Source organism: Lacisediminimonas profundi, assembly GCF_008831265.1.
GTDB classification, from domain to species: Bacteria; Pseudomonadota; Gammaproteobacteria; order Burkholderiales; family Burkholderiaceae_D; genus Lacisediminimonas; species Lacisediminimonas profundi.
Window position 1 is genome coordinate 367,450 of record NZ_VTTH01000004.1, and the last position, 19,888, is coordinate 387,337.

Annotated in this window: 17 protein-coding genes and 1 other RNA gene; 7 read left to right on the forward strand and 11 right to left on the reverse strand. The window is 62.3% G+C overall.

The features are described from left to right. Positions 1 to 7: 7 nt before the first annotated feature. From FVE66_RS14075 to FVE66_RS14105, 7 genes are all read left to right on the forward strand, one after another. Positions 8 to 2,395, forward strand: a complete 2,388-nt coding sequence (locus FVE66_RS14075) for a 3-hydroxyacyl-CoA dehydrogenase/enoyl-CoA hydratase family protein (protein WP_151448075.1) — start codon at positions 8 to 10, stop codon at positions 2,393 to 2,395. 37 nt (positions 2,396 to 2,432) lie between these two features. Then, a complete protein-coding gene (locus FVE66_RS14080) occupies positions 2,433 to 3,629 on the forward strand; it encodes an acetyl-CoA C-acyltransferase (protein WP_151448076.1) in 1,197 nt (398 codons plus the stop codon). A gap of 67 nt (positions 3,630 to 3,696) precedes the next feature. Then, positions 3,697 to 4,461: an enoyl-CoA hydratase gene (locus FVE66_RS14085; protein WP_151448077.1), complete on the forward strand. Its 765-nt coding sequence runs from the start codon at positions 3,697 to 3,699 to the stop codon at positions 4,459 to 4,461. 242 nt (positions 4,462 to 4,703) lie between these two features. Next, positions 4,704 to 5,480 (forward strand): ATP-binding cassette domain-containing protein, encoded by a 777-nt coding sequence (locus FVE66_RS14090; RefSeq protein WP_151448078.1) that lies wholly within the window; start codon positions 4,704 to 4,706, stop codon positions 5,478 to 5,480. A 5-nt stretch (positions 5,481 to 5,485) separates the two neighbouring features. Further along, positions 5,486 to 5,831, forward strand: an RNA gene (gene rnpB / locus FVE66_RS14095) — RNase P RNA component class A. Positions 5,832 to 6,110: 279 nt separating this feature from the next. Further along, the gene (rfaH, locus tag FVE66_RS14100) at positions 6,111 to 6,599 is read left to right on the forward strand and encodes a transcription/translation regulatory transformer protein RfaH (protein WP_151448079.1); all 489 of its coding nucleotides are present in this window, start codon (positions 6,111 to 6,113) and stop codon (positions 6,597 to 6,599) included. 54 nt (positions 6,600 to 6,653) lie between these two features. Beyond that, positions 6,654 to 8,651: a polysaccharide biosynthesis protein gene (locus tag FVE66_RS14105; protein WP_151448080.1), complete on the forward strand. Its 1,998-nt coding sequence runs from the start codon at positions 6,654 to 6,656 to the stop codon at positions 8,649 to 8,651. Between the two features lie 38 nt (positions 8,652 to 8,689). On the opposite strand, the gene FVE66_RS14110 is transcribed toward FVE66_RS14105, so the two are convergent. The 11 genes from FVE66_RS14110 to FVE66_RS14160 are packed head-to-tail and all read right to left on the reverse strand — an operon-like array spanning position 8,690 to position 19,884. After that, positions 8,690 to 9,250, reverse strand: coding sequence for a sugar transferase (locus FVE66_RS14110; RefSeq protein WP_151448081.1), 561 nt, complete (start codon positions 9,248 to 9,250; stop codon positions 8,690 to 8,692). Beyond that, complete coding sequence (locus FVE66_RS14115) at positions 9,247 to 10,182, reverse strand: UDP-glucose 4-epimerase family protein (protein WP_151448082.1); 936 nt, start codon at positions 10,180 to 10,182, stop codon at positions 9,247 to 9,249. The genes FVE66_RS14110 and FVE66_RS14115 overlap by 4 nt, the downstream gene beginning before the upstream one ends. A gap of 20 nt (positions 10,183 to 10,202) precedes the next feature. Further along, positions 10,203 to 11,333 carry a non-hydrolyzing UDP-N-acetylglucosamine 2-epimerase gene (gene wecB, locus FVE66_RS14120; protein WP_151448083.1) on the reverse strand — a complete coding sequence of 377 codons (1,131 nt, stop codon included), beginning with the start codon at positions 11,331 to 11,333 and terminating at the stop codon, positions 10,203 to 10,205. Further along, complete coding sequence (locus tag FVE66_RS14125) at positions 11,326 to 12,336, reverse strand: nucleoside-diphosphate sugar epimerase/dehydratase (RefSeq protein WP_151448084.1); 1,011 nt, start codon at positions 12,334 to 12,336, stop codon at positions 11,326 to 11,328. The genes wecB and FVE66_RS14125 overlap by 8 nt, the downstream gene beginning before the upstream one ends. A gap of 13 nt (positions 12,337 to 12,349) precedes the next feature. Continuing rightward, entirely contained in the window at positions 12,350 to 13,204 is an 855-nt protein-coding gene (locus FVE66_RS14130) for a dTDP-4-dehydrorhamnose reductase family protein (protein ID WP_151448085.1), read from the reverse strand. Beyond that, entirely contained in the window at positions 13,201 to 14,424 is a 1,224-nt protein-coding gene (locus FVE66_RS14135; protein ID WP_151448086.1) for a glycosyltransferase family 4 protein, read from the reverse strand. The genes FVE66_RS14130 and FVE66_RS14135 overlap by 4 nt, the downstream gene beginning before the upstream one ends. Continuing rightward, entirely contained in the window at positions 14,425 to 15,567 is a 1,143-nt protein-coding gene (locus tag FVE66_RS14140; protein WP_151448087.1) for a glycosyltransferase, read from the reverse strand. Between the two features lie 3 nt (positions 15,568 to 15,570). Next, positions 15,571 to 16,566, reverse strand: a complete 996-nt coding sequence (locus FVE66_RS14145; protein WP_161993278.1) for an NAD-dependent epimerase/dehydratase family protein — start codon at positions 16,564 to 16,566, stop codon at positions 15,571 to 15,573. 44 nt (positions 16,567 to 16,610) lie between these two features. Beyond that, positions 16,611 to 18,044, reverse strand: a complete 1,434-nt coding sequence (locus tag FVE66_RS14150) for a hypothetical protein (protein WP_151448089.1) — start codon at positions 18,042 to 18,044, stop codon at positions 16,611 to 16,613. Further along, on the reverse strand, positions 18,041 to 18,940 hold the full coding sequence (locus tag FVE66_RS14155; RefSeq protein WP_151448090.1) for a glycosyltransferase family 2 protein: 900 nt from the start codon (positions 18,938 to 18,940) through the stop codon (positions 18,041 to 18,043). The genes FVE66_RS14150 and FVE66_RS14155 overlap by 4 nt, the downstream gene beginning before the upstream one ends. Then, a complete protein-coding gene (locus FVE66_RS14160; protein ID WP_151448091.1) occupies positions 18,937 to 19,884 on the reverse strand; it encodes an SDR family oxidoreductase in 948 nt (315 codons plus the stop codon). Before FVE66_RS14160 ends, FVE66_RS14155 begins: the two co-directional genes overlap by 4 nt. Between the last annotated feature and the right edge of the window lie 4 nt (positions 19,885 to 19,888).

Below are 19,888 nucleotides of genomic sequence, written 5' to 3' on the forward strand. Positions count from 1 at the left end.
ATTGTTTATGTCGAATTTCATCGTCAGGAAAGTGGCCGTTCTGGGCGCCGGCGTGATGGGCGCGCAGATCGCCGCCCATTGCGTCAATGCCCGTGTGCCGGTCGTGCTGTTCGACCTGCCGGCCAAGGAAGGCCCGAAGAACGGCATCGTGCTGCGTGCCATCGAGAACCTCAAGAAGCTGAGCCCGGCGCCGCTGGGCAATCGTGACGACGCATCGCTGATCCAGGTCGCAAATTACGAGGACGACCTGGCACTGCTGCAAGGCTGCGACCTGATCATCGAAGCGATCGCGGAGCGAATGGACTGGAAGCACGACCTGTACAAGAAGGTCGCGCCGCATATCGCTGCCAACGCGATTTTTGCCACCAATACTTCGGGGCTTTCGATCAACCGCCTGTCGGAGGGCTTCGATGAAGAACTGAAATCGCGTTTCTGCGGCGTGCACTTTTTCAACCCGCCGCGCTACATGCATCTGGTCGAATTGATCCCGACCGCGTCGACCCGTGCCGACATCCTCGATCAGCTCGAAGGATTCCTTACGACGGCGCTGGGCAAGGGCGTGGTTCGCGCCAAGGACACGCCGAATTTCATCGCCAACCGGGTCGGTGTATTCGGCATGCTGGCCACGATCCACGAGGCCCAGAAATTCGGCCTCAGCGTCGACGTGGTGGATGACCTGACCGGCGCCCGGCTCGGGCGCGCCAAGTCCGGCACCTTCCGCACGGCGGACGTGGTCGGCCTGGACACCATGGGTCATGTGATCAAGACCATGCAGGACAATCTTGCGGACGACCCGTTCTTCGCGGTCTACCAGACCCCGGCCATCCTGCAGCAACTGGTGCAGGCCGGCGCGCTGGGCCAGAAGACCGGCGCCGGCTTCTACAAGAAAGTGGGCAAGGACATCCTGCGCATCGACGCCGTAAAGGGCGACTACGTCGCCGGCGGGGGCAAGGCCGACGACCTGGTGGGCCGCATCCTGAAGGAGAAGGACCCTGCCAAGCGCATGAAGGCGCTGCACGACTCCACCAATCCGCAGGCGCAGTTCCTGTGGGCGATTTTCCGTGACAGCTTCCATTACATCGCGGTCCATCTGGAGAGCATTGCCGACAACGCGCGCGATATCGACCTGGCGCTGCGCTGGGGATTCGGATGGAATCTTGGCCCGTTCGAGAGCTGGCAGGCAGCCGGCTGGCAACAGGTCGCGACCTGGGTCAAGGAAGACATCGACGCCGGCCGCGCGCTGTCCACGGCGCCGCTGCCGGATTGGGTCTTCGACGGCCGCACCGGCGTGCACGGCGCCGATGGTTCCTGGTCTGCTGCAAGCCGCAGCAACGTGGCGAGTTCCGAATTGCCGGTGTACCGCCGCCAGGTATTCCGGGCGCCGGTGCTGGGATCGGGCGCGGCCGACGGCCGTACCGGCGGCACCACGGTGTTCGAAGATGAAGCCGTGCGCATCTGGCATCCGGACGGCGAGGTTCTCGTGCTGTCGCTGAAGACCAAAATGCATGTGATCAGCCCGGGCGTCATCGACGGCCTGGCGCGTGCGATCGCCGAAGCGGAGAGTAATTACAAGGGACTGGTCATCTGGAACGCCGACGCTGCAGAAGGCGGCGCGTTCTCGGCTGGCGCGGACCTGCAGGCAATGCTGCCGGTATTCATGTCGGGCGGCGTCAAGGCGATCGAACCTGAAGTGTCGCGCCTGCAGCAGGCACACCTTTCCATGAAATACGCCAATGTGCCGGTGGTGGCGGCAGTGGCCGGACTGGCCCTGGGTGGTGGCTGCGAACTGCTGATGCACGCCGCACGCCGGGTGGCGTCGCTCGAATCGTATATCGGCCTGGTCGAGGTGGGTGTCGGCCTGATACCGGCCGGCGGCGGCCTGAAGGAGGCGGCGTTGCGCGCAGCAGCCGAGGCCAAGGGCAACGACATCCTGCAGTTCCTGAAGTCCGGTTTCACCAATGCCGCGATGGCCAACGTGTCGAAGTCCGCGCTGGAAGCGCAGCAGATGGGCTACCTGCGCGCCGACGACGTGATCGTCTACAACCCGCATGAACTGCTGCACGTGGCCACCAGCCAGGCGCGCGCGATGTACGAGGCAGGATATCGGCCACCGGTACGCAAGCTGGTGCCGGTCACGGGCCGCTACGGCATGGCGACCATTACTGCGCAGCTGGTCAACATGCGCGACGGTGGTTTCATCTCGGCGCATGACTACAAACTGGCCAGCATGATCGCCAGCGTGGTCAGCGGCGGCGATATCGAACCGGGCAGCATGGTCGACGAACAGTGGCTGCTCGATCTTGAGCGCAAGGCCTTCATGGAATTGTTGAGCCACCCGAAAACCCAGGAGCGCATCATGGGCATGATGCAGACCGGGAAGCCGGTGCGCAACTGAGCTGGCGCGGCTCGCAAACGAATCAGGAGAGCATCAAATGAGCAAACAACTTCAGGACGCCTACATCGTAGCGGCAACCCGCACACCGATCGGCAAGGCCCCGCGCGGCATGTTCCGCAATGTCCGTCCGGATGACCTGCTGGTGCGGGCCATCCAGTCCGCCGTGGCGCAGGTCCCCGGCCTTGACCCGGCGCTGATCGAAGACGCGATCATCGGCTGTTCGTTCCCGGAGGCTGAACAAGGCTTGAACATGGCGCGCATGGCGGTGCTGCTGGCCGGCCTGCCGCGCTCGGTGGGCGGCGTGACCGTCAACCGCTACTGCGCATCCGGCCTGACGGCGATCGCCATGGCCGCCGACCGCATCCGCGTCGGCGAGGCCGATGTGATGATCGCCGGCGGCGCCGAGTCGATGTCGATGGTGCCGATGATGGGCCATCATCCTTCCATGAACATGGGCATTTTCAAGGATGAAAATGTCGGCATGGCCTATGGCATGGGCCTGACGGCGGAGAACGTCGCCAAGCAGTGGAAGGTCAGCCGCGAAGCGCAGGATCAATTCGCGCTGGAGTCGCACCTGAAAGCGATCGCCGCCCAGCAAAGCGGCGAGCGGGCCGACGAGATGACATCCGTCGAGATTGTCGAAAAATTTCCCAACCTGGCAAACGGCCAAGTGGACATTGTCACCCGCACCGTGTCGGACGACGAAGGTCCGCGCGCCGACACCAGCCTGGAAGCGCTGGCTCGGCTCAAGCCCGTATTCGCTGCAAAGGGCAGCGTCACCGCCGGCAACAGCTCGCAAACCTCGGACGGCGCCGGCGCCCTGATCCTGGTCAGCGAAAAAATACTGCGCCAGTTCAACCTGACGCCGCTGGCGCGATTCGTTTCGTTCGCCGTACGCGGCGTGCCGCCGGAAATCATGGGCATCGGTCCCAAGGAGGCGATCCCGGCCGCGCTGCGCGCCGGCGGCCTGAGCCAGGACCAGATCGACTGGTTCGAGTTGAACGAAGCCTTTGCCGCACAGGCACTGGCCGTGATGAACGACCTGGGCATGGATCCGGCCAAGGTGAATCCGCTGGGCGGCGCAATTGCGCTGGGCCACCCGCTCGGCGCTACCGGCGCGATCCGCGCCGCGACGACGATTCACGCCATGCGGCGCCGTAACCTCAAGTACGGCATGGTGACCATGTGCGTCGGCACCGGCATGGGTGCCGCCGGCATTTTCGAGCGCCTCTGACCGGCAATTGCAACAGTAGCGGCCGTACGATTCCTGTGTCGTACGGCCTTTTTTTCAGGGAGGGGACATGAGCGTTGCGATCAACAAGGCAGACGGCATACTCGTCATCGAGTTCGACCGGGCCGACAAGAAAAATGCCATCACTGCGGTGATGTACCAGCTGATGGCGGATGCAATTGCCGACGGCGAGCGCGATCCGGAAGTGCGGGCATTGCTGTTCCAGGGCAAGCCCGAGGTGTTCACCGCCGGCAACGACCTGGACGACTTCCTGCGCACGCCACCCAAAGGCGCGGACAGCCCGGTGTACCAGTTCATGCGCAACCTGTCGCAGGCCAGCAAGCCGGTGATTGCCGCCGTTGCCGGGCCGGCGGTCGGCATCGGCACTACCATGCTGCTGCATTGCGACCTGGTCTACGCGGCGGACAATGCGCGCTTCTCGATGCCGTTCACCCAGCTCGGGCTGTGCCCGGAATTTGCCTCCAGCGCCCTGCTGCCGCAGATGGCCGGCTATCATCGGGCCGCAGAAAAGCTGCTGCTTGGCGAAGCGTTTTCAGCGGAAGAGGCCCTGCAGATGGGACTGGTCAACAAGGTCCTGCCAGTGGGCGAGTTGGCGTCATATGCACGCGCCAGGGCGCTGGCGCTGGCCGCACTGCCGGCATCGTCGCTGCGTATCACCAAGCGGCTGATGAAGAGCACCCAGGTCCAGACCCTGCCGGCAGTCATTGCCGAGGAAGCCAGCCATTTCAGTGCCATGCTGACGGCGCCCGAGGCGAAGGAAGCCTTTACGGCATTCTTCGAGAAGCGCAAGGCGGATTTCAGCAAGTTCAGCTGACAGGCAGTTTTTCGGCGCAGCAAGTGCGCAACGGCTGATCGACCTTATAACTCCCTCCCCTTGAAAGGGAGGGAGCGACCGTAGTGTCGCGTATGGCCAAGGACGATATTCGCCATTCCGTTCGCTGACCGTCTCCCCGGAAGTGCAATTACTAATACTTCCAAAAAATCCCATGAATATGGCGTTCGGCGCGGGCGGTTTTTGATTACCTTGCCCTTCCTGATACTCATTTCCCTTCATCGATGAAACCGAACAAACAGCCGGACAATCGTTCCGCCGGTGATGTGGTGCTCGATCGTGTCTGTTTCGGCTATACGGAGGAGGCGCCTGCGCTGTTCGAGGGGCTGTGCATGCATGTCAGGGCGGGCGAGATGGCGGCAGTGGTGGGCGAGGCAGGGTGCGGCAAGACCACGCTGCTCCAGATGCTCTGCGGTCTCCATGTGCCCCGGTCGGGCCTGATCCGGGTCGGCGGCTGGTGTGCCGACCCACTGCCTGGACCGGGCCCCCGCATCGGCTTCGTGCCGCGGGAGCCCATGCTGTTTGGCGGATCGGTCTTCAGCAACCTGCGCCTGGCAAATCCGGACGCCGATGTCGAGCGCATGGTGCAGGCCTGCCAGCTGGCGAACCTGCACCTGACCCTGGGCGCGCACCCCGACGGCTACCACGCCGACATCGGCGAGGGCGGTGCGCTGCTTGATCTCGTCGAACGCCAATGCGTCGGTGTTGCCCGCGCGTTGCTGAAGCGGCCGGACGTCCTGATCCTGGATGACTGTTTCGCCGGACTGCGCGCCGGCTGTCGCAAGCGTCTGCTGGACGCCATCAATGGCTTGAAGGGCATCCTGACCCTGATCGTGACTGCCAGGCGGGTTCCGGCCGGCCTGGATGTCGACACCGTGTTCCGCTTGCGCGCCGAGCAGGCGGTTCGCCTGTCCGTGGTCCCGCGCCGGGACGAAGCCGGCCGGTCCGTATCGAGGTGGCGCGGGCCGCACACCGGCCGGGCCGGCGGTGGGATACAATGACTGCCGAAGCAAGCCAGACAGCCGCTGGCGCGAATGCAAGTTCGCGCGGGAGGAAGGTCCGGACTCCACAGAGCAGGGTGACGGCTAACGACCGTCCGCCGTGAGGCGCGGAACAGGGCCACAGAGACGAGTCTTCGGGAGCGCGGCGCAAGCCGGTAACGCTCACGAAGGGTGAAACGCGGTAACCTCCACCCGGAGCAATTCCAAATAGGCACGCGATGATGCTGCTCGCTGAGCGTGCGGGTAGGAAGCTTGAGCCTGCGAGCAATCGCAGGCCTAGATGAATGGCTGTCATAGCGCCCGGTTCGCCGGTCGCCGTAACAGAATCCGGCCTATCGGCTTGCTTCGCTTGATTTTCGGTGCGTTTGCAGTTGACAGACGACAAAGCCTTGCCAGCGGCGGCCGCTATGCTCTTTCCAGAGAGTGCGGCGGCCGTGGGACGGGACGCGCAGGGGCGCGACCTTCAGGTGATTTGCGCGAACTGTTCCGATTCCATCCCACGACCGGCGCATTGCTCCCCTCCATTCTTCCCCCGGTGTGTTCTCGCGTTCGTTGTTCGTTTGGTACCCTTGGTTTGATCACTGGCCGTGGCCGATATAGAATCGGGCTTTTACCCGATCGGGTTTCTCCATGTTCTGGTACGTTGTCCATACGAAGCCACGTCAGGAATTTCGGGCCCTGCAGAATCTGGAGCAACAAGGGTATTCGTGTTTCCTTCCGGTGCTGCGGATGCAGATGGTCCGGGGTGGCAGTGTGGAGATGGCTGAAGAGCCATTGTTCCCACGCTATTTGTTCGTACGCCTTGATTCGTCCGTGACCGGAAAGAGCTGGACTCCTATCCGTTCCACAAAAGGTGTTTCCCGGCTTGTTACATTTGGCAACCAGCCTGCCCGGATAGACGACACCTTGATAGAGTCGCTCCAGGCTCGCGAAGCACAGCCGCCTCGTACCTTGTTCACGCCGGGCGACCGGGTTAGCTGCACAGTTGGTCCTTTCGCAGGCCTGGAAGGGGTGTACCAGATGCTGGATGGCGATGCCCGCGCGCTTGTGCTGATCGAATTGCTCAGCAAGCCAGTTCGCATGGCCATTCCGGCCGCTCGACTCAGACGCGTTGAATAAACGGGCTGGCCTGGCAACTCCGGGGCGGCGCTCCAACAACTCACTCAAATTTCGATGTCCCTTCAACGCGTCGCTGTCCCTGTCCTTGCTCTTCCCCGCCTAGCCAAGCGGCTGCTGGTACTCATCGTCGACGCGAGTCTTTGTGCGTTGACGGTGTGGCTCGCTTTTTACCTTCGCCTTGGTGAATGGACTTCCATGCGAGGCGACGGCATGCAGGCGCTGCTGGCCTCGATCGGTATTGCGCTGCCCATTTTCATCGTCTCCGGGCTCTACCGGGCGATCTTCCGATACTCAGGATGGCCGGCCCTGCTGGCCGTGACGAAGGCAATCCTGGTGTACGGGCTGGCTTACGCCACGATCTTTACCGCCATTGGCATGCATGGCGTGCCACGTACGATAGGGCTGATACAGCCAATCCTGCTCCTGCTCGCCGTCGGCGCATCGCGGGCTCTTGCTACTTTCTGGCTGGGCGGAATGTATCGCAGCCATTTGCAGCGTGCGCGCCTGCCGAAGGTGCTGATCTACGGCGCGGGCAGCGCAGGCCGTGAACTGGCCACAGCGATGGTCAATAGTCACGAAATGCAAGCCATCGGTTTTCTGGATGACGACATCCGCCTGCAGGGTAACGTGCTCAATGGCTTGCCCATATACAGCCCGGATGACGTTGCCGCCCTGGTCGAATCCCTTGGCGTGAGCCACGTGCTGCTGGCCATTCCGTCCGCGACCCGCAAGCGGCGCAACGAGATACTCAACGGGATGCTGGATGCCAAAGTTTCAGTCCGGACCCTGCCCACCCTGATCGACCTTGCACAGGGACGTGTCTCGACCACAGACGTGCATGAGCTGGAGATCGAGGATCTGCTGGGACGTGATCCGGTAACGCCGAACCATATCCTGCTGGGCAAGAACGTTCGGGGCAAGGTAGTGCTCATCACGGGCGCCGGCGGGTCGATCGGGAGTGAACTCTGCCGTCAGATCGTGATGCAGGTGCCTCATACATTGCTGCTGGTCGAGCAGAGCGAATTCGCCTTGTATGAGATGCATCAGGAATTGCTGGCAAAATTGGTCCTGGAGGGACTGTCCGGCGTGAAGCTGGTGCCATTGCTTGCTTCGGTGCAGGACGAGGAGCGCATGCGGGAAGTGATGCTCACGTGGCGGCCGCATACCGTCTACCACGCTGCTGCCTACAAGCATGTTCCGCTGGTCGAGCACAATCCTGCGGAGGGGATCAAGAACAACGTGTTTGGCACCTATACGACCGCGAAGGCGGCGATCGATGCCGGCGCCAGCGATTTCGTGCTGATCAGTACCGACAAGGCGGTGCGGCCCACCAACATAATGGGAGCAAGCAAGCGGCTGGCGGAGATGGTGCTGCAGGCACTGTCAGCCGAGGTCGATGAAGGGAAATCAGGCAAGCGGGGCACCCAGCTCTCGATGGTCCGATTTGGCAATGTGCTGGGCTCCTCCGGTTCCGTGGTGCCGAAATTCCGGCAGCAGATCAAGGACGGCGGCCCGATCACGCTGACCCATCCGGATATCACGCGTTATTTCATGACCATCCCCGAGGCGGCCCAACTCGTGATCCAGGCCGGTGCGATGGCCAAAGGCGGAGACGTGTTTGTGCTCGATATGGGCGAGCCAGTGCGTATCGTGGACCTTGCGCGGCGCATGGCGGAACTGTCCGGGCTGACGATACAGGACGAATGCAATCCGGACGGCGACATCGCCATCAACATCACAGGCCTGCGGCCGGGTGAAAAACTGTATGAAGAGCTGCTGATCGGTGACAATCCGCAGGCGACGTCCCACCCGCGAATCATGCGCGCTCGCGAAAGCTTCCTGCCATTGCGTGAACTGGAAGAAAAGCTGCAGGCGCTACGGATGGCGCTCGAAATCAATGATGTGGGTGTGATGCGCCAGTTACTGGCGCAACTCGTATCCGGCTACAGCCCGAGCGGCGATATCGTCGATTGGGTGCATCTGGAAAATGGCAACGAAGGCGACGGCTTTGGCGAAGCGGCAGGCCGGAGATTGCCTGCATCGCCGCGATAGCAAGTACTCGCCGGCACTTGGCCGGCTAATGTCGCGGTTCAGTGCGAAACGCCATCCCGGGCAAGGACCTTGGCGGCGGTAAGCCACAGGATCTTCAGGTCCAGCAGGAAAGAGCGGGAACGGAGGTATTCCGCGTCCAGCTTGACCTTGTCAGGGATAGGCAGGTCATCCCGCCCATTTACCTGCGCCCATCCAGTCAGGCCGGGGACCAGTTCATGAATGCCTTGCTCGGTACGCAGCGCGATCAGGTCATCCTGGTTGAACAGGGCGGGCCGGGGACCGACGAAGCTCATGTCGCCATTGAAGATGCTCCACAGTTGCGGAAGTTCATCCAGGCTCGATTTTCGCAGGAAGGAGCCGATGGGGGTCAGGTGGGCTTCCGGGTTGGCAAGCAGATGCGTGGCCACAGCCGGCGTGCCAACGCGCATGCTACGAAACTTCGGCATGCGGAATATGTGATTGCCACGTCCTATCCTGTCGCTCCAGTACAGCACCGGGCCGGGTGAGGTCAGTCGAATCGCCAATGCGACGGCGGCGAGCGGCAGCAGCAGGATCAGGCCCGCGACAATGGCGAGCAACAGGTCGAAAGTGCGTTTCATCGATCGTCAGTCCGGCGATACCATTCAATTGTCTGCTCCAGGCCTTGCTGCAGCGTGAAGGGCGGGATCCAGCCCAGGTCGCGCCGTATTTCCCCGCTGTCGACGGTCAGCGAGCCCAGCAGCCGTTCGATTTCCTGTTGCTTGCCAAAGATACGGCCCGCCAGCCTGAGCAGGGGAGCGGGTACGCCCACCAGACGTGGCGAACGGCCCAACTGTCGAGCAATCAACTGCACCAGTTCCCTGGTCGAGACATCGCTGCCGTCGCTGACAAGGTAGGTTTTTCCGGCCGCAGCGGGGTGGTCTGCGCAGATGGCAATCGCACTGGCCAGGTTGCCGATGTAAACCAGGCTGCGGCGGTTTTCCACGGCGCCGAACGGCAAAGGCAGTCCGCGCTCAACTGCCCGAACCAGGCGCAGGAAATTTGCGCCAACGCCGGGGCCGTAGACCAGCGGCGGCCTGACCACGACGATCTCGATGCCCGTTTCCTTGCTGATGGCTTGCAAGCCCAGCTCGGCTTCGGCCTTGGAGCATCCGTACGGGTCCTCGGGCGCAGGCTGGTCGCGACCGGTGAACGCCCCGCTTTCGCCATTTACCTTTACGCTGCTGACGAAGACCAGCCGGCGCACCCCTTGTCGGGCCGCCTGTCGGGCCAGGTTCAGCGTGCCATGCGTGTTCACTTCACGAAAGGCTGCCAGCGGGTCAGTGGCGGTGTCCTGCATCACGTGCACGCGCGCGGCGAGGTGGATGACCGTGCTGCATCCTTCCAGCGCAAGCTGCCAGTCGGTCGCAGGCCCGATGTCGCCAACAACGACATCTGCGCCCGGGCCGGGACGGCGCACGGCGCGCCTGACCTGCTTGCCGCTTGCCTCAAGGCATTGGCAGAGTGTGCGGCCGACAAATCCGTTGGCTCCGGTGACCAGGACAGCTGACATTCTCGTTTCGCTGGTTCGCTTCAGACTGGTTTGGACCACACGGTGCGGTTTACGTAATCGACGTAGCTCAGCACCACCCGCAATACCTGCTTGGAGACAGGCCCGGCCTCGTAGTCCGGAACCGGCGGCATCACGCGTACCGTACGGTCGTGCTGGGCGACGACCACCCTGACCGCATCAAGCACGCGATCTTTTTTCAGGCCGGTCATCACCAGCGTGCCCACGTCCATTCCCTCCGGACGCTCGTGCGTGTGACGGATGGTGATCGCAGGAAGATTGAGCAGCGATGCCTCTTCAGTCAGGCTGCCGCTGTCAGAGACCACGCACAGCGCTTCCATCTGCAGCCTGACGTAATCGGAAAACCCGAACGGTTTCAGGAAGCGGATCCGCGGGTCTATCGGTCCGAGGTCCATGGCGTCGAGCCGCTTGCGGGTACGGGGATGGGTGGATACGATCACCGGCACGTCCCAAGCCGCGGCCAAGGCGTTCAGCGTCTCCAGCAAGTCGCGCAGGTTCTGCGGCGTGTCGACGTTTTCTTCCCGATGGCAGCTGACGATGAAGTAGCGCCCGCTTTCCAGTTGCATGCGATCGAGCGCGTCCGAGGCCTGTATGCCCGGCCGGTAGTAGTCCAGCACTTCGCGCATGTGGGAGCCGGTCTTGATGATCGTCTCCGGCGGTATGCCTTCGGCGATCAGGTATCGCCGCGCGTGCTCGGTCAGCACGAGGTTGATGTCGCTCAGGTGGTCAAGCACCTTGCGATTCAGTTCCTCGGGCACCCGCTGGTCGAAGCAGCGGTTTCCGGCTTCCATGTGAAACACCGGGATCTTGCGTCGTTTCGCGGCGATCACGGCAAGGCAGGAATTGGTGTCGCCATACAGCAGCAGCGCATCCGGCTTTTCCTGCTCCATCACGGCATCGGACTTCTCGATGACTCGCGCGATGGTTTGCGCAGCGTTGTCGCCGACCGCTTCCAGGAAATGGTCGGGCTCGCGTATCCCCAGGTCTTCGAAAAATACCCGGTTCAATTCGTAATCGTAGTTTTGCCCGGTGTGCACCAGCACATGCTTCGTGTGCTGGTCGAACTCCGCGATCACGCGCGACATCTTGATCAGCTCGGGGCGTGTGCCCACAATGGTCATGACTTTAAGCACGGAGTTCTTTCTCGATATAGTCCAGCTTCAGCAGCAAGGCCTTGACCTGTTCGACATCGAGCCGCTGCGTGTTGTGCGAGGTGTAGTCGTCGAGATGGGAGATGGTCTCCTCGCCCTCGCTGAAATATTTTGCATAATTCAGGTCGCGATTGTCGGCCGGTATCCGGTAGTAGCCGCCCATATCCTCGGCATGGGCCATCTCTTCGCGCGAGATCAGGGATTCGTAAAGCTTTTCGCCGTGGCGCGTGCCGATCACCCGGGTCTCGCTCTTTGCGCCGAACATGTCCTTCAGCGCCTCCGCCAGGTCGCCGACGGTGGAAGCCGGTGCCTTCTGTACGAAAATGTCGCCCTGCCGGCCGTGCGTGAATGCGTACAGCACCAGGTCGACGGAATCCTCGAGGGACATCAGGAATCGAGTCATGTTCGGATCGGTGACGGTGACCGGCTTGCCCGCTTTCAGTTGCGACACGAACAGCGGTATGACCGAACCCCGGGACGCCATCACGTTGCCATAACGTGTCGCGCAGAACACCGTCTCGCCCGCGGCCTGGAGCCGGGCCTTGGCGACCATCAATTTCTCTGCCATCGCCTTGGATATTCCCATGGCGTTGATGGGATAGACGGCCTTGTCGGTGCTGAGCACCACCACCCGCTGCACGCCGTTCGCAGTGGCGGCGTTGAGCACGTTCTCGGTGCCAATCACATTGGTGCGCACCGCTTCCATCGGATAAAACTCGCAGGACGGAACCTGCTTCAGCGCGGCGGCATGGAAAACGTAGTCGACGCCTTTCATTGCCTGCGAAACGCTGTCCGGATCCCGGACGTCGCCAATGTAGAAGCGCAGCTTCGGATTGTTCAGCGCAATCCTCATGTCTTCCTGCTTTTTCTCGTCGCGGCTGAAGATCCTGATTTCCTTCACGCCGGTATCCAGAAACCGATTCAGGACCGTGTTGCCAAATGAACCGGTCCCGCCTGTGATCATCAATACTTTGTCGTCAAACATCTAACAACCTCTACTAGATTTTATAGTCGTGCATCATCTGCACCAGTTCAGGCCATTCCGGAGGATGGTATCCGGTGACCGAAGTAAACAGGTCGGCGTTCAGGCTCCGGTCGAGCACATGTTCGTCGTCCGGCATGATTTTCGTGTCCTTGCCATATGTGCGGGCGATCAGGCAGAGCAGCGAGTATTTGTCGATGGGCCGGGAGGCGACGTGATACAGCCCGTAAAGCTCAGGCCGCGGAATGATCACATCGCGTACGAGGCGGGAAAATTCTACCGTGGGCAGGCCGGAAAATATCGTCCGTTTGAACCCCTTGCACTGGCTTTGGGCCAGGAACCATTCGAGCAGGCCGTACTGGCTTCCCCGTTCAGGGCCAATGATGGAGGAGCGCAGCGTGATCATGCCGGGCCCGGAAACTTCCCCGAGATGCTTGGTTTGTCCATAGACATCGCTGGCGTCGGGCTGGTCGGTTTCCCGGTAATTCCCGGTTTTTCCTGAAAAGACGCAGTCCGTGCTGACGTGGACCAGTCGCGCGCCGACCAGGCGGCAAAGCTGTGAAAGCCGATGCGGAAGCAGCGCATTCACCGTCAGCGCCGGAATCGGTGCATTGCCCTCGGGCAGATGCTTGGTCAGGCCCGCGCAATTGACGACCACATCCGGCCGGGCGCGATCGAACAGCGCGGCCACGTGATCGGTATTGGTCAGGTCGATGCCGGAGATGAGCTTGTTTGCCAGGGAGGCGCCGAGTTTCTGCTTGCCGGCGTCACTGCGCACGGTGCCGGTCACATTCCATTCCGGCCTTTCGGAGAGCACATGCAGCATCATGCTTCCCAACATTCCGTTTGCACCCAGTATTAATACTTTCATGATTTGTTCCCAATCGCGTCCTGCAGATGCGAGATCAGCTCCGAGACGAGCTTGTCGTTGTCGAAATGCTCGCGATAGTAGGTTCTTCCATTGGCTCCCAGCTGGGCCCGCTCTCCGGCGGGCATCGCAAAAAGCCGGAGAATGGCCGTTGCCAGCCCTTCTGCATCTTCGGCCGGCACCGCCAGCCCCGCACGCGCTTCCTCGACCAGCCGGGCTCCTTCACCGTTCATGCACGCAATGATGGGCCTTCCCACCGCCATGTATGCCTGGACCTTGCTCGGCACGGTTGCCGCGAAAATCGGGCGGGCGGCGAGTGTCACCAGGAGCGCCGATGCCTTCGACAGGAGGTAAGGCATTGCCTCGACCGGAAATCGCCCGGCCAGATACAGATTGTCGAGGCCGAGCAACTGTTTCTGCTCTTGCATCCATGCCAGTTCGCTACCAGAACCCAACACCACCAGTCGAATCCCGGGCTGCGATTTGAGCAGCGAGGCGGCCTTGACGATCACGCTCACCGCCTGCGCCGAACCGACATTGCCGGCAAAGACGACGGAGAAGCCGTCCTCCAGTTCCGTCACCTTTGGTTGCAGGCCCGTGTCCGGATTGCAAAACGAAGCGTCTACCGAATTCGGATAGTAAATGATGCGGGCGCGAGGCGAAAAGCGTTTGATCGAGGCCTCGAATGGCCGCGACGATATCAGAATCAGGTCCGCGCGGCGATAGATAAATCGCACCAACTGTTCCACCATCCAGATGATGGGACGGCTGCTCACGTAGCCAGTAGCCTCGAGGCTTTCGGGCCATAGATCCTGCACATACAGGACCACCGGAGCACCTTTGAGACGGCCGATCAGCAAGGCAGGCAATGCTTGCAGCAGTGGAGACGGTGCATAGACGAGGATCGCGTCCGGGCGCACGCCCCGTAGTTGCCACGGGCCGAACACCGCGCCGGAGACAACGAAGGACAGGTAGTTCAGGGCAAGGCGTATCCTGCTTTTGCGGCCACGCGGAAACAGAGGAACACGGAAAATGCGCGCTCCGCCCCGGCTTTCCTGGGTGCATCCGCCCGCGCGGTAACCAGGGAAGACCTGGCCATCCGGATAATTTGGCTTGCCGGTCAGGACGTCGGTCTGTATCCCTCGTTCGACGAGCGAGGCCGTCAATTCATTGATGCGGAACGATTCGGGCCAGAAGTACTGGGACAGGACGAGCAGGCGCACTCAAGTCCTCCTTTGCCGGGCCAGCATCGACAAGTAGTCGGCAAAGCGCTGTCCGATGTCGCGCCACAGGTAGCGTTGGCGGACGATATCCTGCCAGCGCTCCCCCCATGCCTGCAGCCGCTCCTTGTCCTCCAGCGCAAAGCAGAGGGCGCTTGCCAGGCCTTCCACTGTTGCCGGCACCACCAGTCGCGGCTCGATCTCGCGTACGTCGTCCAGTCCGCACTGGTCCGTCATCAGGACCGCAGTGCCGCAGACGCCGGCTTCGACCGCCACGATCGACATTGCTTCGCGCCGGGACGGAACGACCAGGATGCTTGCCTCGCGATAGGCCGCGGTTTTCATCGGACCGGAGACGAAGCCCGCGAAGTGCACCCGCTGCGCCAGCGCCGCCTCGCGCGCACGCTGTTCAAGCGAGGCCTGCAAGCCGCCATCCGGGCCGGCAAATACCAGCGTGGCGCCGGGAAATTGGGGCGCGATCCGGATGAAAGCTTCCAGCAGCAGGTCCGGGCCCTTGATCGGATCCAGCCTTCCCATGAACAGGATGCACGAGTCCGATGCGATCATCCCGGGCCACGGCAAGGAGACGCCCGGCACAGGTTCGAATTCTGACTCGACCACACCGTTAGGCAGCACTTTCACCCGGGCTGGGTCGATGCCGTGGCTCTCGAAATCCGGCAACTCCCCGGCCGTAACCGCAATCCACCCTGCAGCCCCGCGCAACAAGCGCCGCCCGAACACAAGGTTGAACAATTGCTTCAGTGCTTTGGAGCGGCCGAAGATTGCAAGGGCGCCGGCCGGGCTGACGACATACGGCACACCGGTGCGCCTGGCGACGAGGAACACGAAGACGGCCAGCAGGCTCCAGTAGCCCATGAAGTGGATTACGTCGGCCTTTCGTACCTGTGCTTCAACAGCCTTCCAGCGCAGCCGCGGGACCTGGTAACGCTTGTTCAAAGTCGGCAGGACCACCAGTTCGGCGTCGCCCAGTTGCGGCTGGCGCGCGTGCGGGTCGCCAATGTCCAGCGTCAGGACAGTGCAACCGACGCCGGCGGCGGAAATCGCGCGCGACAGTTGCATGGTACGTTCCGCATTGCCACCGCCCTCCCGGGCAGAAAGGATGGAGACGACGTTCAATACCTGCATGAGTCATCCATTGGCGGTTCCGGGCTGGGCATTCGAGCGTTTGTCCGCAGACATTTCCTTGCGATACCAGTCAAGGAAATTTGCCAGGCCGTCGGCGAAACTCCGGACCGGCGAAAAGCCCAGTGACTCGATGGTGGCCTGGCTGAAGCGGCACCGTGGATCGACGATGTTTCGCCCCATCACACGCAGGGTCGCCGCCAGCACTGCTGGCGGCAGCGCCATGATGGGCACTGGGTAAGCGGGGAGTCCGAGCGTATTGCGGATGACTTGCTCGACGTCCAGGAAGTTGTTGGCGCGATCGGCGTCTTCGGACACGATGCAGGTGGCGCCGTCCAGGCTTTGCGCTTGCCCGATCAGGAAGCGCAATGCAGCGACCACGTTATCGATATGAACCAGGTTCATCGCCCGCCGTCCGAACAGGCAGCTCTTCAGGTAATTTTTCTGCCATCGGGCGTGCTGCAGGTCGTGGCAAAGCTTCATCAGCGGTGCGCCGCCCGGGCCGTAGACCGACGTCGGCCGCACCACGACAAGGTCGAATCCATGGCGACGGGCGCCCTCATGGATCACTTCCTCGATCCGCAGCTTGGTACGGCCATAGGGAGTGGTTGGGCTGCATGGGGTCTTTTCATCCACCCAGGAAGTAGCGGCGCGGCCGATGACGGCTGCGGTACTCACATGCACGAGACGGGCAACGCCGGCACTGGCGCAGGCATCCACCAGGTTCGACGTGGCCCTGATATTTTCCTCGGGCGATGCGTGCCACATGTAGGCCAGGTGGACGACCGTGCAGCCGGGTGCCAGCCAGGGGGGCAGCGTTTCCGGTTGCAGCAAATTCCCTTGCAACTCGTCGACGCAAGCATCGTGCGCTGCTGCCGCCCGGTGACGCAGCGCGCGTACCCTGTAGCCGCCTTCGGAGACAAGCGCTGAAATCAAGCGGGTGCCAAGGTAGCCGCTTGCCCCGGACACCGCGATCGTCGGTACTGGCGGAGGAAATTGCATGGGGGCGTCCTTCGTGACGACCCGGACCTGATTTGGCTGATCCATCACAGTCCGGGGGCGGTACTGGGCCGGGAAAAGCGCCAGGCCAAGCCCGCTGCGAGCGGGAAGAAGGGATAAATGGCTTTACGCTGCAAAACGCCGCTGTGCGCAATGCTGAGTGCCAGTATCACCAGCGTGCCAGCCGAAAAATAGAGCAGCGCCCGGCTCATTGCGTCCATGTCGCGGGTCCGGAGCAGGCCGGCAACAGCATGATAAATTGTCGTTGCCAGCAGGCCGAAGAACACTGCGGCGCCGAGAATGCCGTATTGCGCAAGGAGAGCGAGCGCGAACAAATCGTCGCTCGAGCCGGAAGCGCCTTGCATCCATCCAATAATGCCGTGTCCAAGCAGCGCACCCTGCAAGTCGCTGGACTGCCCCAGGAAAAGTTTCCCCCATTCAGACTGGGTATATAGCGTCCTTGCCTCTTGATGGACCAGTTGAAGGCCAGTCTGGTTGGGAACCTGGAAATCGCCATGGCGAAGCGCCGTCCAGTAGTAGTCCCGGGACGTGCCGAGCGGATCCACGAAAAGTTGTATCAGGACCAGCGCCACCATCACGGCAAGTACGGCGAGTCCGCGGCGGCGGATGATCCGGTCCTTCTCCCGCCATGCGAACACGCATGCGATCAAGGTAAACGCGACCGCTGCAGCGGCGACCGGCAGGCGCACCCCATGCAGGAGCAGTCCAGATGCGCACACGGCCATGCCAAGCAGCCAGTACCAGCGGCCTTCAAGGCAGTACAGCACCGCATGCGCGTATGCTGCCAATGCCGCAAATATCGTCACCGCATGCAGGTGCTCCAGCAGTCCCGGGGGGCGATAGGCAATGCCAAGCAGTTGCGTCATTTCGCTGCTGTTGCGGGCGGTAGCATAAGCGTGGTTCAGGATCTGGAACGCCGTGGGCCTGAGCAGGATCCGAGCCGAGAAGTTTTCGTAAATCATCTCCACGGCGACAATGAGGCCACCTGCCGCCAGCAAGACCAGCAGCATCTTCAAGCGGGTCGGCCGCATCACCTGTACCACCCAGAACAGTAGCAACGGCACGGTGAACAGCAGCATTCCGCGCACGGGCAGGTCGATATCCCCGGCAATCGTCGCGCTCGCCACGGAGATCAAGTGATGGACAAGGATGAAAGTGAACGCCAGCGGAAGCCATTGCACCGATGAGGACTGATGCGGTAGCCGGATAGAGTCACGGTTGAAATTAGCCCAGAGTGTCTGGGCAATTCCCAGTGTCAGGAGTGCGTAGGTCAGGATCGCCACTTCCGCTCGCCCCGTGAGGACCTGCAGCGCATAGGTGAGCGGCAGCAGGAGGAAGAAGCCATACAGGCATATCGCGCCGGCAGTCGTGGCCAAGCTGGGCTGGGTGGCCGCGGACAGGTCCATTCCGCGATCGGTGGCGCCGGATGCTGCTGGTGAGGAGCGCGTCGGTGTGTTCATTGGCGTTTCGATCCTGCGCCCATCGCGATCAGTGTCCTCAGCAGCGCTGCCTTCATGCGAACCAACGCGGGCGCTTCATGTGCCCGGCATACGGCGAGTTCGGCAAGGCTTTCTTCCCGATTGCCGAGGTCATAGTGCGCCTTCGCCAGTGCGAAGGAAAGCCAGCCAGGAGAACGGGCGGCACCGGTCGCCGGATCCGGCGCAAGGTAATGCGAGCGCAGTTCGCCCAGGCAAGTCAGGGTACGGGTTGGTGACGAGGTGTTGCTGTTGCCTATCCAGTAGTAGCCATGCCGCCCCGGTATGCGGCAGAAGGCCTCGGTGCGGCGGGCCAGTCGCAGCCAGCACTCGAAATCTTCCGCTGCCACCAGCCGCGGATTTTCCGACAATCCACCGACAGCCGCAAGCAGGTCGCGCCGCACGACAACGCTGGAATTCAGCAGGGCGTTTCCGTGCAGGACCAGGTCGTCGTAGACCGGCCTGGTCAATTCCCGGGTCCTGATCACGCGCCTCGAGAATGGATGAGGGCGGGGGCCGGCCCTGAGCAGGTCGTGGTAAACGATATCGGCACCCTGTTGCAGGCTGTTCAGCGACAGCGCCAGTTTTTCTGGCAGCCACCAGTCGTCTGCATCAAGGAAAGCGGCCCACTTGCCGGTGGCTTGTCCGAGGCCGATGTTGCGGGATACTGCGATGACCCCCTTGTTGTTGGCTTTCAGAAGCCGGATGCGCGGGTCGGCGAACCCGGCGACCACCTCGTCGGTATTGTCGGCCGAGTGGTTGTCAATAACCAGCGCTTCCCAGTCCTGATGAGTCTGGTTGACGACCGACTTCAGCGCCCGCGAAAGAAGCGGCGCGCTGTTGTAAGTCGGGATGATTATCGATACCAGCCGTTCAGTCATGCGGATACGCCATAGGTTTTCATGCAGAAGGAAATCAGGGAGTCGATTTCGGCCGTGCGGTCAGCCGTGAGCCGGAACCCCGTTTGTTGCAGGGCATCCGTCACGTAGCTGAGGTCGGCCGCCACTTCGCCGACGGCCGGCGGCACCCGGCTCACGGACGGTCGTGCGCCCAGCAGGGTCGCGCAGCGGTCGGCAGCGATGTTGGCAGCTTCGAACACCGTCGGACTCCAGTTCCCGCCCAGGTTGAACAAACGGCGGTCTTGTCGGGCCAGCGGCAAGTCCAGGAAATGCAGGATGGCCCGGCAGACATCGGTCATTGGCAAGAAGTCCCGACGCTGCATGCCGCTTGAATGCAGGGTCATGCTGCCGGTTGTGACCGCTTGCCTGCACAGGTCATTGAACAGCAGGTCCCAGCAGTTGGCATCCGGGTCGGCAGGTGCGCCGAATGCATTCGACATTCTCAGCACGATGCCTTCGATCTGCCCCAGCTTGTCGGCAGCGAGGACGATATCTTCCGCCGCGCGGTGACTGGTTGCATAGGGGTGGACCGGGCACGGCCAGCTGTTCTCGCTGATGGTGCCGGTCAACGGGCTGCCATAGACGTGCGCAGTGGACAGGTAGATGAAACGACGCACGCCGGCCTTCTTCGCCGCCTGCAGCAGGCGCGCGGTTGCGACACCGTTCATCGCCAGCGCGCCGGCAGGGTCGGCAGCGCAATCGGCGGCGTTCATGGCCGCCAGGTGGACGACTGCCTCTACGCCCTCGCAAGCCTTGTACAGGTTTTCTTCACTGGACCAGTCGGTGACCGCGGCGGCGAATGCTCCCGCCATGCCGTGGATGGCACTGCGCGAGCCGCACACGACCTCGTGCGAGCTGTATTCCGCGAGGAATCGACATAGCCGGCCACCGACGTAGCCGCGCGCTCCGGTTACCAGTAACTTCATTCGC

Bases quoted from the DNA above. Each gene is read 5' to 3' on its own strand.
- FVE66_RS14145 (WP_161993278.1), bottom strand. From the start codon at position 16,566: ATGCAATTTCCTCCGCCAGTACCGACGATCGCGGTGTCCGGGGCAAGC.
- FVE66_RS14160 (WP_151448091.1), bottom strand. From the start codon at position 19,884: ATGAAGTTACTGGTAACCGGAGCGCGCGGCTACGTCGGTGGCCGGCTA.
- FVE66_RS14140 (WP_151448087.1), bottom strand. From the start codon at position 15,567: ATGCAGGTATTGAACGTCGTCTCCATCCTTTCTGCCCGGGAGGGCGGT.
- FVE66_RS14130 (WP_151448085.1), bottom strand. From the start codon at position 13,204: ATGAAAGTATTAATACTGGGTGCAAACGGAATGTTGGGAAGCATGATG.
- FVE66_RS14090 (WP_151448078.1), top strand. From the start codon at position 4,704: ATGAAACCGAACAAACAGCCGGACAATCGTTCCGCCGGTGATGTGGTG.
- FVE66_RS14115 (WP_151448082.1), bottom strand. From the start codon at position 10,182: ATGTCAGCTGTCCTGGTCACCGGAGCCAACGGATTTGTCGGCCGCACA.
- FVE66_RS14075 (WP_151448075.1), top strand. From the start codon at position 8: ATGTCGAATTTCATCGTCAGGAAAGTGGCCGTTCTGGGCGCCGGCGTG.
- rfaH (WP_151448079.1), top strand. From the start codon at position 6,111: ATGTTCTGGTACGTTGTCCATACGAAGCCACGTCAGGAATTTCGGGCC.
- FVE66_RS14080 (WP_151448076.1), top strand. From the start codon at position 2,433: ATGAGCAAACAACTTCAGGACGCCTACATCGTAGCGGCAACCCGCACA.
- FVE66_RS14150 (WP_151448089.1), bottom strand. From the start codon at position 18,044: ATGAACACACCGACGCGCTCCTCACCAGCAGCATCCGGCGCCACCGAT.
- FVE66_RS14105 (WP_151448080.1), top strand. From the start codon at position 6,654: ATGTCCCTTCAACGCGTCGCTGTCCCTGTCCTTGCTCTTCCCCGCCTA.
- FVE66_RS14125 (WP_151448084.1), bottom strand. From the start codon at position 12,336: ATGTTTGACGACAAAGTATTGATGATCACAGGCGGGACCGGTTCATTT.
- FVE66_RS14110 (WP_151448081.1), bottom strand. From the start codon at position 9,250: ATGAAACGCACTTTCGACCTGTTGCTCGCCATTGTCGCGGGCCTGATC.
- FVE66_RS14155 (WP_151448090.1), bottom strand. From the start codon at position 18,940: ATGACTGAACGGCTGGTATCGATAATCATCCCGACTTACAACAGCGCG.
- FVE66_RS14085 (WP_151448077.1), top strand. From the start codon at position 3,697: ATGAGCGTTGCGATCAACAAGGCAGACGGCATACTCGTCATCGAGTTC.